This window comes from Chitinophaga sp. sic0106, from assembly GCF_019219075.1.
Lineage (GTDB): Bacteria > Bacteroidota > Bacteroidia > Chitinophagales > Chitinophagaceae > Chitinophaga.
In genome coordinates, this window is sequence record NZ_JAHUWJ010000002.1 from 236,885 (window position 1) to 254,191 (window position 17,307).

General features: G+C 50.3%; 9 protein-coding genes. All 9 read left to right on the top strand.

Annotated features, from left to right (window positions below):
* Positions 1-56 precede the first annotated feature (56 nt).
* Positions 57-2,858 (top strand): glycosyl hydrolase, encoded by a 2,802-nt coding sequence (locus tag KW844_RS03765; protein WP_218375379.1) that lies wholly within the window; start codon positions 57-59, stop codon positions 2,856-2,858.
* Complete coding sequence (locus KW844_RS03770; RefSeq protein WP_218375380.1) at positions 2,858-5,680, top strand: glycoside hydrolase family 2 TIM barrel-domain containing protein; 2,823 nt, start codon at positions 2,858-2,860, stop codon at positions 5,678-5,680. The genes KW844_RS03765 and KW844_RS03770 overlap by 1 nt, the downstream gene beginning before the upstream one ends.
* Positions 5,677-7,779, top strand: coding sequence for a hypothetical protein (locus KW844_RS03775; protein ID WP_218375381.1), 2,103 nt, complete (start codon positions 5,677-5,679; stop codon positions 7,777-7,779). Before KW844_RS03770 ends, KW844_RS03775 begins: the two co-directional genes overlap by 4 nt.
* Positions 7,752-10,949, top strand: coding sequence for a DUF4450 domain-containing protein (locus tag KW844_RS03780; protein ID WP_218375382.1), 3,198 nt, complete (start codon positions 7,752-7,754; stop codon positions 10,947-10,949). Before KW844_RS03775 ends, KW844_RS03780 begins: the two co-directional genes overlap by 28 nt.
* An 11-nt stretch (positions 10,950-10,960) precedes the next feature.
* On the top strand, positions 10,961-11,878 hold the full coding sequence (locus tag KW844_RS03785; RefSeq protein WP_218375383.1) for a glycoside hydrolase family 43 protein: 918 nt from the start codon (positions 10,961-10,963) through the stop codon (positions 11,876-11,878).
* Positions 11,879-11,946: 68 nt separating this feature from the next.
* Positions 11,947-13,356 (top strand): glycoside hydrolase family 28 protein, encoded by a 1,410-nt coding sequence (locus tag KW844_RS03790; RefSeq protein ID WP_218375384.1) that lies wholly within the window; start codon positions 11,947-11,949, stop codon positions 13,354-13,356.
* Complete coding sequence (locus tag KW844_RS03795) at positions 13,356-15,215, top strand: rhamnogalacturonan lyase (protein ID WP_218375385.1); 1,860 nt, start codon at positions 13,356-13,358, stop codon at positions 15,213-15,215. Before KW844_RS03790 ends, KW844_RS03795 begins: the two co-directional genes overlap by 1 nt.
* Complete coding sequence (locus tag KW844_RS03800; protein ID WP_218375386.1) at positions 15,212-15,985, top strand: rhamnogalacturonan acetylesterase; 774 nt, start codon at positions 15,212-15,214, stop codon at positions 15,983-15,985. The genes KW844_RS03795 and KW844_RS03800 overlap by 4 nt, the downstream gene beginning before the upstream one ends.
* Complete coding sequence (locus KW844_RS03805; protein ID WP_218375387.1) at positions 15,982-17,106, top strand: glycoside hydrolase family 88 protein; 1,125 nt, start codon at positions 15,982-15,984, stop codon at positions 17,104-17,106. Before KW844_RS03800 ends, KW844_RS03805 begins: the two co-directional genes overlap by 4 nt.
* Positions 17,107-17,307 lie beyond the last annotated feature (201 nt).

The window sequence follows — 17,307 nt, forward strand, 5'->3', positions numbered from 1 at the left end:
TGCTTTTGCTGCTTTTACAAGGGGAAATTATGCTCATGTTTTTATATTTTGTTGAGATGAAGAAAAAAGTATTACAGATTGCCGCCCTCCTCGTATGTAACTATGCCGCTCAAGCCCAGGTACAATGGCCCGCTATCACGCAAACGGCTAAACCATGGACACGCTGGTGGTGGGAGGGTAGTGCTGTAGACTCCTCCGGGCTCACCGCAGCCATGGAGCAGTATGCAAAGGCTGGCCTCGGTGGACTCGAAATCACACCGATCTATGGTGTGAAAGGTACAGAGGCGAAATTCAGACCTTTTCTTTCCCCTTCGTGGATGACCATGCTGGAATACACCCTCACCGAGGCTTCCAGACTTAATATGGGAATCGATATGGCTACCGGCACCGGCTGGCCATTCGGTGGACCATGGGTAACAAATGAAGATGCCAGCAAGTATGTAACGTATAAAAAATTTGAGTTGAAGAAAGGCGCCAGCCTTTCTGATAAATTAGAATTTATCCAGGAACCAATGTTGCGCAGCGCAAATCCTAAACCGCTGCCGCCGGATACAAAAGTACTGGAGCCCATCAGTGCCAATAAAAATCTGCAGGAACTGGCCATCGATCAGGTGCGATTCAGAAAGCCGCTACCCCTGCAATCCGTGCTTGCTTATAACAGCAAAGGCACCGTAACCGATGTAACCCAATACGTAACTTCCGATGGACGCCTTAATTGGAATGCCCCGGAAGATGTAACCATCTACGCCCTCTTCATGGGCTGGCATGGTAAAATGGTGGAAAGGGCCGCCCCTGGTGGAGAAGGCCTCGCCATTGATCACTTTTCCTTACCCGCCCTGCAACACTACCTCGCAAAATTTGATGAAGCCTTCAAAGGCAGAAATACCGCTACCCTGCGCAGCTACTTCAACGACTCCTATGAAGTAGATGACGCACGCGGACAGGCCAACTGGACACCTGAATTCTTCAAAGAATTCCAGCGCCTCCGCGGTTATGACCTTCGTACTGTACTGCCACTCCTGCTGGCAAAAGATAATAGTCAGGATCACCTGCGTGTACTCTATGATTACCGCATGACGATCTCTGATCTGCTCCTGGAAAAATTCACGCAGCCATGGCATAGCTGGGCAAAAGCACAGGGAAAGCTGATCCGCAACCAAAGCCATGGCTCGCCGTCCAATATATTTGACCTGTATGAAACCATTGATATTCCCGAAACTGAAGGCACGGAAATTTTACGTTTCAAATTTGCCTCCTCTGCCGCACACGTGAGTGGTAAACCCTTCGCCAGTGCGGAAGCGGCTACCTGGTTAGGGGAGCATTTCAAATCTTCTTTGGGAGATGTAAAACTTGCAATGGACAAATATTTCGTGGGAGGGGTTAACCACATCTTCTATCACGGAACCAACTACTCTCCGCAGAATGAACCCTATCCGGGATGGTTGTTTTATGCAGCAGTGCACTTTACGCCTGCCAATTCCTTCTGGAAGGATTTTCATACCCTCAATGAATACGTAGCACGTTGCCAGAGCTTTTTACAGGCAGGAAAGCCGGATAATGATGTACTGCTGTATTTCCCTTTCCACGACCGTAACATGCAGCCTGGCAGAGACATGCTGCACCACTTTGATGGGATGGAAGGATTTTCCGGTACCTACTTTGAAGAAGTCGCAGAAGAAATGCTGAGAGAAGGATGGACCTTCGACATGGTATCCGACCGGCAAATACTGGAAAGCAAAGCTGCTGACGGAAAGGTGCAGATGCCAGGTGGTAAATACAAAGCCATCCTGCTGGCAGATGTAAAATACCTGCCCCTGGAAACATTACAGAAACTCAATGCCCTGGCTAAGTCCGGCGTTAAGATACTCTTCTTCGAAAACCTGCCTGCGGATGTAACCGGTTATCATAACCTGGAAAATAAACGGGCTGCTTTCCAGAAAACACTGGCGGAAATCAGCGCCAATAATAACTCTGCGCTTAACAACCACCTGTCGGAGCTAATGCGTGCAGCCGGTATCGTGAAAGAAGAAATGAACGGCCTCAGCTTCGAACGCCGCAGCTGGGACAAAGGCCATACCTACTTTATTGCCAACACCACCGGCAAGGAATACTGGAGTTACATCACACTGGCTACACCATTTGCTTCAATTGTCCAGTATAACCCGATGACACAGGAAGCAGGAGTAGCACACACGATGGGCCAGAAAGTATATATGCACCTGAAAGCCGGAGAGAGCTGCATCTTACAAACCTCGAATGAAAAATCTACCGCTGCTGCTTACCCTTACATGATCTCCGCAGGCCTGCCGGAAGAAATTACCGGCAACTGGCAACTGCAGTTCCTGCAAGGTGGTCCGGAAATTCCGAAAGGAACCATCACCACTAAAACAGGCTCCTGGACCGACTTACAGGTAGCGCATGCTAATGAGTTTTCCGGAACAGCCGCTTATACCATCAACATTAAAAAGCCACAACGCAATGTGGATGCCTGGGAGCTGAACCTGGGAAAAGTAGGCGAAACAGCAGAAGTATTTTTGAATGGCAAAAGTATTACTACCTTGCTGGGACCTGATTATAGCGTAATGATTCCGGCCAGTGCGTTCAAAGAAAATAATGAACTGCGTATTCTCGTGACCAATGGTATGGCCAATCGTATGATTGCGCTGGAGAAAAAAGGTGTGCAGTGGAAAAAATTCTATAACATCAATATGCCGGCACGGCTCCCGGAAAACCGCGGTGAGGACGGGTTATTCACCACCAAAGGATGGCAGCCAACACCATCCGGCTTATTAGATAAAGTAACGCTAACGCCTCAACGTAAACTCATTGACTTCAGTATAAATAAACCACGACAATAATGAAACGGAAACTTGCAGTGCTGCTGGGTATGTTGCTGAGTGGACAAACCTATGCTCAATCTACACTAATTCAATACCTGTCGGGCAAAGATAATAACCCAACGGTGCAATGGGACTTCTATTGCACCGGCGGCCGCAACAGCGGCACCTGGACAAGGATTGCAGTGCCCAGTTGCTGGGAGCAGCAAGGCTTTGGTAGCTACAATTATGGCAGGGATTATAAAACTTACGGAAAGAATTTCCGCTTCGCTGACGAACAGGGATTATACAAACACACCTTCCAGGTACCTGCTAACTGGAAAGGACAAACGATCAATATTGTATTTGATGGCGTGATGACGGATGCAGAAGTAAAAGTAAACGGTGTATCCGCCGGAGCTATCCACCAGGGCAGCTTCTACCGCTTCCGCTACAATATCTCTTCCTTGCTGAAATACGGAGCCACTAATACGCTGGAAGTGACGGTGAGCAAAATGTCCGCCGACGCATCGGTGAACAATGCGGAGCGCCTGGCCGACTACTGGGTGTTTGGTGGGATTTTCAGACCGGTATTCCTGGAAGTATTGCCGGCTACACATATCAAGCAGGTAGCCGTAGATGCTAAGGCTAATGGTGACCTGCGTATACAGGCTGAGCTCACAGAGGCAAAGCCTGGCGATATGCTGCTGGCCACTATTACCGACAAAGCAGGAAAGAAAGTAACTGAAATAAAAGCACCGGCATCTTCCAAAACCTTACTGGAAGGTAGTGTAAACGCCCCGGCCACCTGGAGTGCGGAAACACCGGAGTTGTATAAGTATACTTTGCAGTTACAACGTGGTGGAAAAACTATTCACAGTTTATCAGAAAAATTTGGATTCAGGACCATTGAAGTGCGCCGCCAGGATGGTATTTACGTGAATGGAGTGAAGATAAAAGTGAAGGGGATTAACCGTCACTGCTTCTGGCCGGAAACCGGTCGTACCCTGAACGACAGCATACAACTGCAGGACGCACTGCTGATAAAGGAAATGAATATGAACGCCGTAAGGTGCTCGCATTACCCGCCGGATAAGCGTTTCCTCGAGTATTGTGATAGCCTTGGTATTTATGTGATCGATGAGCTGGCAGGCTGGCAAAAAGCTTACAGCACCAAAGCCGGTGAACCGCTGGTGAAGGAAATGGTGGAGAGAGATGTAAACCATCCCAGCATTATTTTCTGGAGCAATGGTAACGAAGGTGGTCACAACAAAGAGCTGGATGATGATTACGGGAAATATGATTTGTCCGCCCGCCCGGTGATACATGCGCATCACCGCCCTGGTAACCAGTTTAACGGCATTGACTGCAACCACTACGAAGATTACTACAGCACTAAAAAAATCCTGGAGGATACCAGCATCTATATGCCAACGGAGTTCCTGCATGCGCAGGACGATGGCGGTGGCGCTGCTGCCCTTAAAGAATTCTGGGACCTGCACTGGAACGCTAAATTGGGCGCTGGTGGCTTCATCTGGGCTATGCTGGATGAGGGTGTGGTGAGAAGAGATCAGCATAACATCATTGATGTAAACGGCATTAATGCGCCGGATGGTTTGCTGGGCCCTCACCGCGAAAAAGAAGGCAGCTTTTGGGCAGCGAGAGAAATTTATTCTCCCGTAAAAATAGATATGCAACAGCTGCCAGCTAATTTTTCCGGGGAGATACCGGTGGAGAACAGGTACAATTTCACGAACCTGAATAAGTGCAGTTATAAATGGGAACTACGTAATTATCGCAAGCCCTTTGACTCCCAGAGCGGCAATTTTGTAATGAAATCCGGACAGGCAACAGCGCCAGATGTGGCGCCGGTGGCAAAAGGTAATATTCAACTGAACCTGCCTGCCGATTGGAAAAATTACGATGCACTGAGTTTAACCGCTACCGATCCATTGGGTCATGAGTTATATACCTGGGTATGGCATGTGAAGCCCGCCTCCGTATTGATAAAAGACCTGACAGGTACCGCAACCGGTGCTGGTACTGTTACTACTACTGATAGCAGTGTAACCCTTACCGGTGGACAGGTAACCGTATTATTCGACCGTGGTACCGGCATGATCAGGAGCGTGCGCAATGCGGCCGCTGATCAATTGTCGTTTACCGGTGGGCCGGTATTCACTTCCGGCAAAGCCACTGCGGAGGATATGCAGGTGGTGGGAGATACCGTGGTGTTCCATTACAACGGCGACATGAAAGAGGTGAAATGGTACATGGACAACAACGGCTGGCTGCGCATGGAATATAACTGGGAGCTCAAGCGCGACGCACCTTTCGCAGGGGTGAGTTTCAATTATCCGGAACAATACATGCTCAGCGCCAAATGGCTGGGTAAAGGCCCTTACAGGGTTTGGAAAAACAGACTACAGGGTGTAACCCTGGATGTATGGGAAAACGCTTATAACAATGCTGCTGCGGGCTCCGCGCCATGGCAGTTCCCGGAGTTTAAAGGCTATTTTTCTGATATCACCTGGATGGAGTTTAATACCGTACAGGGTAAGTTTTACGCAGGAACTTCCGATCCCGGATTGTATGTGCGCCTGTTTGAATTTTACGGAGTGAAAGATGTGAAGCCTAACCCTGGGTTACCTTCCGGCGATATCTCCTTCCTGGAAACCATTCCTCCCGTAGGCACCAAGCTGGCTTTTAATATCACAAACGGCACTGCTGCCTTAGGCCCTGCCAGCGAATTAAACCATCCAACGGGGATGCACACACGTACTTTATTTTTCTATTTTGGACTGCCTAAGTCGGCCGGTAATGCCCAGCAGTTCAACAGACCAAAGGTAAACGAGTTATTATGAGAACCTATATGATCGGGCTTTTGCTGGGTATTGCCCACCTCAGCGAAGCACAACGTATCAATCGCCATGAGGTGGTTACCCGCCATAATGTGCAGATACAACAGATAGACAGCCTGTCGTCGCTGTCGGTGGGCAACGGAAAATTTGCTTTTACAGTGGATGCTACCGGCATGCAGTCTTTTCCCGCGCTATACGCTGGGGGCGTGCCTTTGGGTACGCAGTCGGAATGGGGATGGCACAGCTTTCCCAATACCAACCACTACCAATTTGAGGAAACATTAAGAAATTATGATTTACAGGGAAAGGAAAGGCCTTATTCCGTACAGATAAAATCGCCGGACCGCAACCGTGATGCCTGCGATTATTTCCGCATCAACCCGCATCGTTTGCAGCTGGGAAGTGTGGGCATGGAAATTACCCTGAAGGATAAAAGTCTGGCTACGGCTGCCGATATTAAACAGATCAGGCAGGAGCTGGATTTATATACCGGCATTATCACCAGTAAGTTTACTGTAGAAGGTGTGCCTGTGGAGGTGACTACCAGTTGCCACCAGGATCGGGATATGGTGGGCTTCCAGGTGAAGTCGCCGCTGGTAGCCGGAAACCGGCTGCGTGTGCTCATACGCGTACCTGAGCCTGCAGGTGGCTGGAAAGACGGTGGAGATAACTTTAAAGGATATACGAAATTACGTACTTCGCTGAGCGGTAGTTCCATTGCCTGTGCGGCAGATACCAACCAATGGTTTATTAGTGTGGGAGGCAGTGCTGCATTGGTAAAAGCGGGTTTGCATGCGTATGAAGTAAAGCCGGCCGGTGCAAAGGATTTGAATTTTACGGTGCAATATACTGCCAGTCGCGCAGCTAATTTTACGACTGCTGACCAGGTGGAGCGGAGCAGCATTGCAGGCTGGAAGCAATTTTGGGAAAGTGGTGCCGCGGTAGACTTTGCAGGCAGCACTGACCCGCGTGCAAAAGAAGTGGAGCGCAGGGTGGTGTTATCTGAATACCTTACCAAGCTGCAGTGTTCCGGTAATTTTCCACCGCAGGAAACCGGGCTAACCTACAACAGCTGGTATGGCAAGCCTCACCTGGAAATGCATTGGTGGCATGCCGTTCATTTTGCTTTATGGGGGCGTCCGGAGCTGATGGAGAAGAGTTTGGACTGGTACAGAACGGTATCAGTCAAGGCGGAGAAACTGGCGGACAGGCAGCACTACAGCGGCCTGCGCTGGCAGAAAATGGTGGACCACAGCGGTGATGAATCACCATCTTCCGTAGGTGCGTTCCTGTTATGGCAGCAACCGCATTTTATTTACATGACTGAGTTGCTGTACCAGAGTAAGCAACACTCCGCGGAGGTAATTAAGAAGTATGCGGACCTGGTGTATAAAACGGCGGAGTTCATGGCTGATTATGCCAGCTACGATTCCGTGAAGCACCGCTACAACCTGGGACCAGGGCTGATTCCTGCACAGGAATGTTTTGATCCTCTACAAACTTTTAATCCTACTTATGAACTCGCCTATTGGCATTGGGCATTGCAAACCGCACAACAGTGGCGGGAAAGAGCCGGCTTGCCACGTGTAGCCAAATGGGATGCCGTTTGTGCACAGCTGGCTCCATTGCCTGTGTTAAATGGAGTGTATTTACCGGCAGAGAGTAACCCCGACGGTTACACGAACACCCGTTATCTCGGGGATCACCCGGCGGTGTTGGGTGCCTATGCCAGTATCCCTGGTAGTCCTGCCCTGGATACCGCTACTATGCGGCGTACCTTGGATTTGGTTTGGGATAAGTGGAGATGGGATGATACGTGGGGCTGGGATTTTCCGTTGACTGCCATGGCGGCCACCAGGCTGCACCAGCCGGAAAGAGCGGTGCAGGCGCTGCTGAAGCCTATCCGTACCAATACCTACCTGGTAAACGGACATAACTTCCAGGATGAGCGACTCACCATTTACCTGCCTGGAAACGGGGGACTGCTCAGCGCCATCGCCATGATGTGCGCCGGTACGGCGGCGGACCCTACGCTTACAAACGGATTCCCTGACAACGGACAATGGAAAGTGAAATGCGAAGGATTTACAAAGATATTTTAATAGCAGCAGGTTGCTGCCTGATCACCGCTACTGCGGCTGCACAACGCGAAATGCGTTACCAGCCGCAGGGAGGCGATTTCGTGATTCATAACGGTGCGCTGAAGTTTAATCGTGCGCTGTATGGTGGTAATAGCGGCTTCCGTGTGGAGGCCGGCGACAAGCCCCTGTTTGCCATGTACCTGCCCGGAATGGGCGGAAATCTGAAGTTTGCGGTCAAAAAAGGGAAAAATATCAAGTGGCTGAATGAGGCAGCGGATATCACTTCCCGGTATGGGCATGGTGCTATGCAGTACGTGATTTCCGATCCTGTTTTAGGCCCCGGCAAGCTTACGCTGACGGTAATGGCCTTGTATGGCGCAGAGGGGCTGGTTGCCCGGTTTAATGCGCAGCAACTGCCCGCCGGTGTAACGCTCTATTGTGTATATGGTGGCGCCAGCGGAAAAAAGTTTAGTCGCGACGGTGATATTGGTGCGGATTCCCCCAACCTGTTTGATCTCCATGCGGCTAATTGCGCCGGCAATACTTATGAATTGCTGCCGGATCAGTTCAGGCTGAAGCTTGCTAACGGTAAGGCCATAGCCGGATCGTTCCCCAAAGGTACCACACTGGCTATTGGTGATGCTAACGGATTGCAACAAGCCGAACAGCTTCCAGCTGCCTTAACGGCGAGGGATACACGCGCCGCGATATTAGTCGGTCAGTTGCCGCTGACCAACGGGGTGACTGACATCTCCCTGAACACAGGTGAACAACCGGTGGCCTTATCCGGTTTGTTTGAACAAACGAAAGCAGCAGCCAGGAATATTGCGGACCGTATTAAAGTAAGTACACCGGACTCCTATATCAATAATTTGGGTAGCGCCCTCGCGCTGGCGGCAGACGCGATCTGGGAAAGTCCTACTTTTCTGCATGGGGCGGTGGCCTGGCGCATGCGGCTCAACGCATGGAGAGGCGCCTACGCTGGCGATGCCCTCGGCTGGCACGACCGCGCACGGGAACATTTTTCCAGCTATGCCAAAAGTCAGGTAACGGTACCGCCTACACTGGGAGTGGTGGCAGATACCAACCTGCACCTGGCCAGGCAACTGGAAAAAATCGGGACGGCGATGTTCAGCGACGGCTACATCTGCCGCAATCCGAATGGCGACATACGTGCGCACCACTACGATATGAACCTGGTGTTCATTGACCAGCTGCTGCGCCATTTCAACTGGACGGGCGACACCGCCTATGTGAAAGAAATGTGGCCGGTGATTACCCGTCACCTCGCGTGGGAAAAAAGAAATTTTGATGCCGATGGGGATGGGCTGTATGATGCCTACGCCTGCATATGGGCCAGTGATGCGTTACAGTACAATGCTGGTGGCGTTACCCATTCATCTGCCTATAATTATTTCTCGAATGCTACGGCTGCTAAGCTGGCCAAACTGATAGGAGAAGATCCTGCCCCTTATGCAAAAGAGGCGGAGCATATACTGGCAGCGATGCAGCAACAGCTGTGGATGCCGGATAAGGGCTGGTTTGCAGAGTATAAGGATAAAATGGGCAAGCAACTATTGCATCCTAATGCCGGACTATGGACGATCTACCACGCGCTGGATTCCAAAGTGGCAGATCCTTTTCAGGCATACTCCTGCCTGCGTTATATAGACGAATATATTCCGCATATTGCTGTTGCTAAAGATATGTACCTGCTCAGTACTACTAACTGGCAACCCTATACGTGGTCGCTCAACAACGTAGCGCTGGCCGAAAACCTGCATACTTCCCTTGCTTACTGGCAGGGTGGTAACCCGGAAAAGGCGTATCAGCTCTGGCGCAGTGCCCTGGTAGAAAGTATGTTCATGGGATCATCGCCGGGGAATTTTGAACAGCTGGCAAAGGAAGATGCGATCAGAGGGGAACTGTACAGAGACTTTGCGGACCCGGTAGCAATGGCTGCGCGTTCACTGGTGGAAGGGTTGTTTGGAATTCAGCCGGATGCGCTGAATGGTAAACTGCTGTTGAAACCAGGATTCCCGGCCGCATGGAATAATGCATCCATTCAAACACCGGATATAACGTTTACCTATGCGGGTAGATATGCACAGAGGAAATATGTTATCAAACCTTCCTTCAGAAAGGAATTACAGGTAAGCATGATCATTCCTGCCCCTGTGACTACCGGAATAAAAATAACTGTAAATGGTAAGCCTGTGAGTTATAAGCCAGTGGCAGATGCCATAGGTGGTGCTGCGATGGAGATAACACTGCCGCTCGCGGCCAGTTATGAGGTGGTGGTAACTACCCCACCAAAGCATATCGCGCGCAAGCTGGAATTGGCAGGCCGCAAGCAGATGCAGCTGGTGAGTTTTGATAAGTTCGAAGAAGATGGGTTCACCTGGTGGATGCCCGGAAGGAGCTTTCGTCCGGAGGAACCAGTCACTGCAAAGGCAGATTATGGCACCAGCTATGAGAAAGTGGCATTGGAAAAATACTTCAACAGTAAAGTTACCGACATCTTCCAGCAACAGTATTTAAGTCCGCGTCCTGTGGTCCCTACCTTGCAGCTGCCAACGCAGGGAATAGGTAACTGGTGCTATCCATTGGCTACTGCTAATATCGATGACAGCGGACTGAGAGCCACAGCAGGCGCAGCTAATGAGGTGCACAATGCCGCTGGTGTTCCATTCCAAACGCCTGGAAATGTTTCAGAAAAAAATATCGTTTATACGTCCCTGTGGGACAACTATCCTGATAGCGTAAACATCGCGCTCAGCGGCAAGGCGAAAGGCGCCTGGCTGCTCATGGCTGGTAGTACCAATGCGATGCAGAGTCGCCTTACCAATGGTTTTGTAAGGGTTGCCTATACGGACGGTTCCAGCGATACGCTACTGCTGCGCAATCCGCAGAACTGGTGGCCTATCGAACAGGATCTGCTCAATGATGGCAAAGCGTTTACCACCGACGCACCAGTGCCGGAAAGACTCTACCTGAGGCAGGGTGAGTTTTCGCAAGGGATGCAGCAGTATGCATCCATCAAAGGGTATTCTACCAGGGCGGTAGACGGTGGCGCAGCCACAGTTTTGCAAATGCGTTTGCAACCTGATAAAACACTGGCCACACTAAGTGTGCACACCCAGGCAAATGATGTAGTAATCGGGCTCATGTCCCTCACCTTATGCAGGTAAAATATTTTTTTATGAAGAGATGGTTGTTGCTGCTTTTAACATTTGTAAGTATATCCGCAGTTGCGCAGGATTCCGTATACCTGTTCTGCTATTTTAAAGATAACGGAAAGGATGGATTGCACCTGGCGTATAGTCGGGACAGTTATAAATGGGTTGCCCTCAACGGGGATAGCTCCCTGCTGAAACCTACTGCCGGTAAAGATAAACTCATGCGGGACCCCTGCATCATCCAGGGGCCGGATAAATTATTCCATATGGTATGGACGGTGAGCTGGAATGAACGGACTATTGGTTACGCTTCCTCTCCGGACCTGATCCATTGGAGCGCACAGCAAACAGTGCCGGTAATGGAACATGAACCAACAGCCAAGAACTGCTGGGCGCCTGAAATTATGTATGATCCTGGAAGTAAAAAGTATATGATTTACTGGGCTACCACTATACCTGGTCGTTTCCAAGCGGGTGACACCAGCGGGGATGATAAGTATAATCACCGGCTGTATTATACGCTCACAAAGGATTTTAAGCAATATTCAAAAGCGGCGTTGCTGTACGATCCGGGATTTAATTGTATTGATGCCACCATTCAACAGGATGGTCATCAGTGGGTGATGTTTTTTAAGGATGAAACCCGCTATCCGCCTGCTAAAAACCTTCGCGTAGCCTACAGTAAAAAGCTCACCGGAGGATATGTAATGACAGGATCACCCATTACCGGCAATTACTGGGCGGAAGGACCCACCGCCTTGCATACCAGTAACGGCTGGCTGGTGTATTTTGATAAGTACCGCGACCATAAATACGGCCTCGTAAAAGTAACAGGAGAGGGCCGCCAGGACGAATCCGATAAATTACAGCTGCCTGCCGGCATCCGCCATGGATCTGTCTTTAAAGTAAGTAAAGCCATATTTGACCAACTTCCCCGGTAGTTATACAGGTAGGCACAGGATAGTTTCACAAAATTGAACTTGTATTTTGATCACCGATAATTACCGTTATGATGAGATCCGCGTTACTGATACTTTGCTTATTTACCCTTTCCGTGCATGCGCAACAGTTAGACTGGGTGAAAAAGGTGGGTGCCGCCTCCGTTCCAAAAGGCACAACGGTATATTATGCCAATACTTATGGTGCGGTAAATGATACCGTTACCGTTAATACCAAAGCTATACAGAAAGCTATTGATGCCTGTGCCGCCAAAGGTGGTGGTATTGTGGCATTCAAGCCAGGTACCTATGTAACTGGCTCCATCTTTCTAAAAAATAATGTTCGTTTACGTATAGACAAGGGTGTTACCCTGCTGGGCTCCCAGCGTTTTGAGGATTATCCCGAAATCGACACCCGTATTGCCGGCATCGAAATGAGATGGCCTGCTGCGATGATCAACCTGCTGAAAGTGAAAAACGCTTCCCTGGAAGGTGAAGGCGTGATCAACGCCCGTGGCCGGTTTTGCTGGGATAAATACTGGAAAATGCGTAAGGAAGACTACGAACCAAAAGGACTTCGCTGGATTGTAGATTACGACAGTAAGCGCGTACGCACCGTGCTGGTACAGGAATCCGAGGATGTCACCCTTTCCAAAGTAACCATCAAAAATGCCGGCTTCTGGACCGTTCACCTGCTGTATTCCACCCGCATCACTGTGGATGGTGTGGTCATCCGCAACAACGAAGATGGTACCGGTCCCAGCACCGACGGTATCGATGTGGATTCCTCCACCTGGGTACTGGTGCAGAACTGCGACATCGACTGTAACGACGATGACTTCTGTTTAAAGGCAGGCCGTGATTATGATGGCCTCCGTGTAAACAGACCTACTGAATATGTAGTCATCCGTAAATGCATTGCCCGCAGGGGCGGCGGCTTGCTCACCCTCGGCAGCGAAACTTCCGGTGGCATCCGCCATGTACTCGCTACCGACCTGGAAGCAAAAGGTACCACCAACGGTTTTCATATCAAATCAGCTACCACCCGTGGTGGTATTGTAGAAGATATCTATTTCACCAACATCACAATGGAGCATGTAACCACGGCCTTCCACTTCACCATGAACTGGAACCCCGCCTACAGCTACTCCACCTTACCTGAAGGTTACAACCCGGATTCTATTCCTGTTCATTGGAAAACCATGCTGATGCAGGTAACACCCGATCGTGGTACGCCTCATTTCCGCAACGTGCATGTGAGCAACATTAAAGCTACAGATGTACGCCGTATTATCACGGCACAAGGCCTGCCTTCATCACCACTGGAGGATTTCAGCTTCGATCAGCTAGACATCAGTGCAGAAAGTAAAGGTACGCTCACACAAGTGCAAAACTGGAATATCACCAATAGTAAACTCAGCGCCGCCGATAAGAAACCTTTTCAGGTAACCGACTCGAAAAACGTTCAAATCAACGAGTAATGAAACATCTTTTATGGGGCCTCCTGTTGCTCCCTGTAACGGCAACGGCACAACGAAATATGGAATACCTCAACAGAGGTGTGGTAGCTATTGCAGCACCGGAAGGAGGGAACTTCATTAGCTGGCGCTCACTGGTAACCGATCCGGATAACGCTGCCTTCAACGTATACCGGGGCAACGTAAAAATCAATAACCAACCAGTAAAAGCCGTTACCTGGCTGTTGGATAAAGCCGCCGACACAGCCGCTACCCTCCGCTACCAGGTGAAAATGGTGGTGAATGGTAAAGAAAAAGAAAGCAGCGAAGTCTTTACAAAAAATACCGGTAGTAAGCCATATTTATCTATACCACTGCAACTCCCCGAAGGCTATTCCGCTAACGACGGTTCCGTAGGTGATGTAGACGGAGATGGTGCGTACGATATCATCCTCCATGCCACCGGTAAAGCACATGATAACTCTCATGCAGGTCTGACAGATCCACCGGTGTTCCAGGCCTATAAAATGGATGGAACGCTGCTGTGGACCATCAACCTCGGTAAAAATATCCGCGAAGGTGCCCACTATACACAGTTCCTGGTATATGACCTCGATGGCGACGGTCGCGTGGAAGTAGTGATGAAAACGGCCGACGGCTCCATGGACGCACTCGGCAATGTAATAGGCGACAGCACGAAAGACTATCGTAACGCAAACGGATATATTTTAGCCGGCCCCGAATACCTCACCGTATTCGACGGCAAAACGGGTAAGGCCATGGCCACTACCGATTATATCCCTGCACGCCACCCATCGTCACTCACACCTACCACAGAAGAGCTCAAAGCTATCTGGGGCGATGGTTACGGTAACCGCATGGACCGCTTCCTCGGCTGTATAGCCTACCTCGATGGTAAGCACCCCAGCATTGTGATGACACGCGGTTATTACACCCGCACCGTACTCGCAGCCTGGGATTATAAAGCCGGTAAAATCTCCCACCGCTGGACATTCGACAGCGATGAGCCAGGAGGCAAAAACCGCAAGTACAGAGGGCAGGGCAACCATAACCTCACCGTTACTGATGTAGATAATGACGGCAAAGACGAAATTGTATACGGCGCCATGGTCATCGACGATAACGGCCAGGGGCTTTATTCCACCGGCCTCGGTCACGGTGATGCACTGCATGTAACTGACCTGGACCCGGAACATCCCGGCCTCGAAATATTCGATATTCAGGAACGCTTTGATGATGCCGGCGCCAGCTTCCGCGATGCCCGCACCGGAGAAATCCTCTGGAAAAAAGCTTCTGTAAAAGCCGGTGATGATGGTGAAGGCCCCGGCCGCGGACTCGCGCTGGACATAGATCCCCGCTACCCAGGTTCTGAATGCTGGGTGGCAGGTGCCGGTATCAGAGGACTCTTCGACGCCAAAGGAAATGTGATCTCCGAAAAAGTGCCCCCTTCCTGCAACATGGGTATTTACTGGGATGGAGATGTACTGAGTGAGCTGCTCAATGGTACTACAATCGATAAATGGGACTACGCCAACACCAAAGCTAACCGACTGCTGGATGCACGGGAGTACGGCTGTGTAAGTAACAATGGTACTAAATCGAACCCGGTACTGTCCGCCGATCTGTTTGGCGACTGGCGCGAAGAAGTGATCTACCGCACCGCAGATAACAAAGAGCTGCGCATTTTTTCCACCACCATACCCACTGACGTGAAATTGTATACGCTCATGCAGGACCCGCAGTACCGCCTGAGCATTGTTTGGCAGAACGTGGGCTACAACCAGCCGCCACACACCGGCTATCACCTGGGACAAGGCATGAAAGCGCCTGCGAAGCCTAACATCAAAATCGTAAAACCATGAAGACATTAAAATATCTGAGCCTGGCTGCCATGTGCCTGATCATGAGCGCTTTTGTGCAGGTGAATAAGCCAGTGTTGTACATTATCGGTGATAGCACCGTGAAAAACGGCGATGGTAAAGGTACCACCGGTCAATGGGGCTGGGGTACGCTGATAGGTAGTTTTTTTGATACTGCTAAAATAGACGTGCAGAATCATGCGATCGGTGGCCGCAGTAGTCGCACCTTCCTCACAGAGGGCCGCTGGGAAAGAATTCTGGCAGATCTCAAACCGGGTGACTACGTGATCATGCAGTTCGGACATAATGATGCCGGCCCGCTGGACGATACGAGCAGGGCAAGAGGCACCATCCGCGGCATAGGAGAGGAGTCGAAAGAAATTTACAATCCTATCCGCAAGCAGCAGGAAGTAGTGCATACTTATGGTTGGTACATGCGCAAATATGTGGCGGAAGCCAAAGCAAAAGGCGCCATCGCCATCATCTGCTCACCGGTGCCGCGCGACAACTGGAACGGCGACAAAGCCAAGCGTGGTAATGCCGACTATGGCATGTGGGCGCATCAAACAGCCGATACCACCGGCGCATTCTTCATTGACCTGAATAATATTATTGCTGATAAATACGATGTGCTGGGCAAAGAAAAAGTAGCCCCGCTGTTTAAAGGAGACCATACCCACACCGGTAAAGAGGGCGCGGAACTCAACGCAGCCTCCGTGGTAGAAGGACTGAAACAAATACCTGGATGTACGCTTAATAGTTACCTGAGATGAAAAAGATACTGATAGCATTAACGATGATCGGAACCCTGCAGGCAAATGCCCAGCAGGTGCCCAACAAAAAGGAAACACTGAAAGCGCTGGAACTCACCAACCAGTACTTCATGGATAAATATGCTGATCCCGGCAAGCCGACTTTCGTGAAAAAGGAACGCCCTTCGAACCTCTGGACAAGAGCCGTATACTACGAAGGACTCATGGCCCTGTACAGTATCGATAAAAAGCCCGCTTATAAAAAGTATGCGCTGGACTGGGGAAAGAGTCACAACTGGGGCCTCTGGGGAGGACCTACGGTGCGCAACGCGGACAACATCTGCGCCGGTCAAACCTATATCGACCTGTATAGAATCGATAAAGACCCGCAATATATCAGGGAAGTAAAGGCCGCCATCGACAATATGAAGAGCACCGACAAAGTGGACGACTGGTGGTGGATAGATGCGCTTCAGATGGCAATGCCGGTATTTGTGAAGCTGGGCGTGGATAATAAGGATAACAGCTACTTCGATTTTATGTACCGGATGTACAGCTATACCAAACATCAGCATGGTACAAACGGGTTATATAATCCGGCGGATAAGTTGTGGTGGAGAGATAAGGATTTTGTGCCGCCGTATACTTCCGCAGGTGGTAAACAGTGTTATTGGAGCAGGGGCAATGGCTGGGTGGTAGCTGCCCTGGTACGTACCCTGGAGGAGCTGCCGAAAACCGATCCTCACTATGCAGAATACCTGCAGGATTATAAAGATATGCTGGCAGCATTGCTGCCGATTCAGCGCGCAGACGGCTATTGGAATGTGAGTTTGGCTGACACTACAGAATACCCTGGCCAGGAACTCACCGGTACTTCCCTGTTTGTATACGGTATGGCCTGGGGTATCAACAAAGGCATCATCGACCGGAAGGTGTACCTGCCGGTGCTGAGCAAAGCCTGGAATGCGATGCTGAAAGATTGTGTGCACCCTAACGGGGCACTGGGCTGGGTACAGAGCACAGGTAAAGAGCCAAAGGACGGCCAGCCGGTGAGCTACGATAAAATCCCTGATTTTGAGGATTATGGACTGGGATGCTTCCTGCTGGCAGGGTCAGAGGTGTATCAGTTACGGAAAAAGTAATTGCCCGAAAGCCTGAAAGCCGGCTGTCGAGCGTTCACAAGGGAGAGGCGCCACCGGGCGCCGCTCCCGGATTAAACGGAGAAAGCCAGTTGTCGAACTTTCACCGCACCACCGGCGCCTCCCGTCCCGGATTAAATCTGGCCGAAGGCCTGATTTAATCCGGGGTCACAAAATAATTAAAAAGAGGTCCACCTCTTTCAA

Excerpts from the sequence above, each read along its gene's own strand:
- KW844_RS03775 (WP_218375381.1), top strand. The coding sequence starts at position 5,677 with ATGAGAACCTATATGATCGGGCTTTTGCTGGGTATTGCCCACCTCAGC.
- KW844_RS03765 (WP_218375379.1), top strand. The coding sequence starts at position 57 with ATGAAGAAAAAAGTATTACAGATTGCCGCCCTCCTCGTATGTAACTAT.
- KW844_RS03800 (WP_218375386.1), top strand. The coding sequence starts at position 15,212 with ATGAAGACATTAAAATATCTGAGCCTGGCTGCCATGTGCCTGATCATG.
- KW844_RS03790 (WP_218375384.1), top strand. The coding sequence starts at position 11,947 with ATGATGAGATCCGCGTTACTGATACTTTGCTTATTTACCCTTTCCGTG.
- KW844_RS03805 (WP_218375387.1), top strand. The coding sequence starts at position 15,982 with ATGAAAAAGATACTGATAGCATTAACGATGATCGGAACCCTGCAGGCA.
- KW844_RS03770 (WP_218375380.1), top strand. The coding sequence starts at position 2,858 with ATGAAACGGAAACTTGCAGTGCTGCTGGGTATGTTGCTGAGTGGACAA.
- KW844_RS03780 (WP_218375382.1), top strand. The coding sequence starts at position 7,752 with ATGCGAAGGATTTACAAAGATATTTTAATAGCAGCAGGTTGCTGCCTG.
- KW844_RS03795 (WP_218375385.1), top strand. The coding sequence starts at position 13,356 with ATGAAACATCTTTTATGGGGCCTCCTGTTGCTCCCTGTAACGGCAACG.
- KW844_RS03785 (WP_218375383.1), top strand. The coding sequence starts at position 10,961 with ATGAAGAGATGGTTGTTGCTGCTTTTAACATTTGTAAGTATATCCGCA.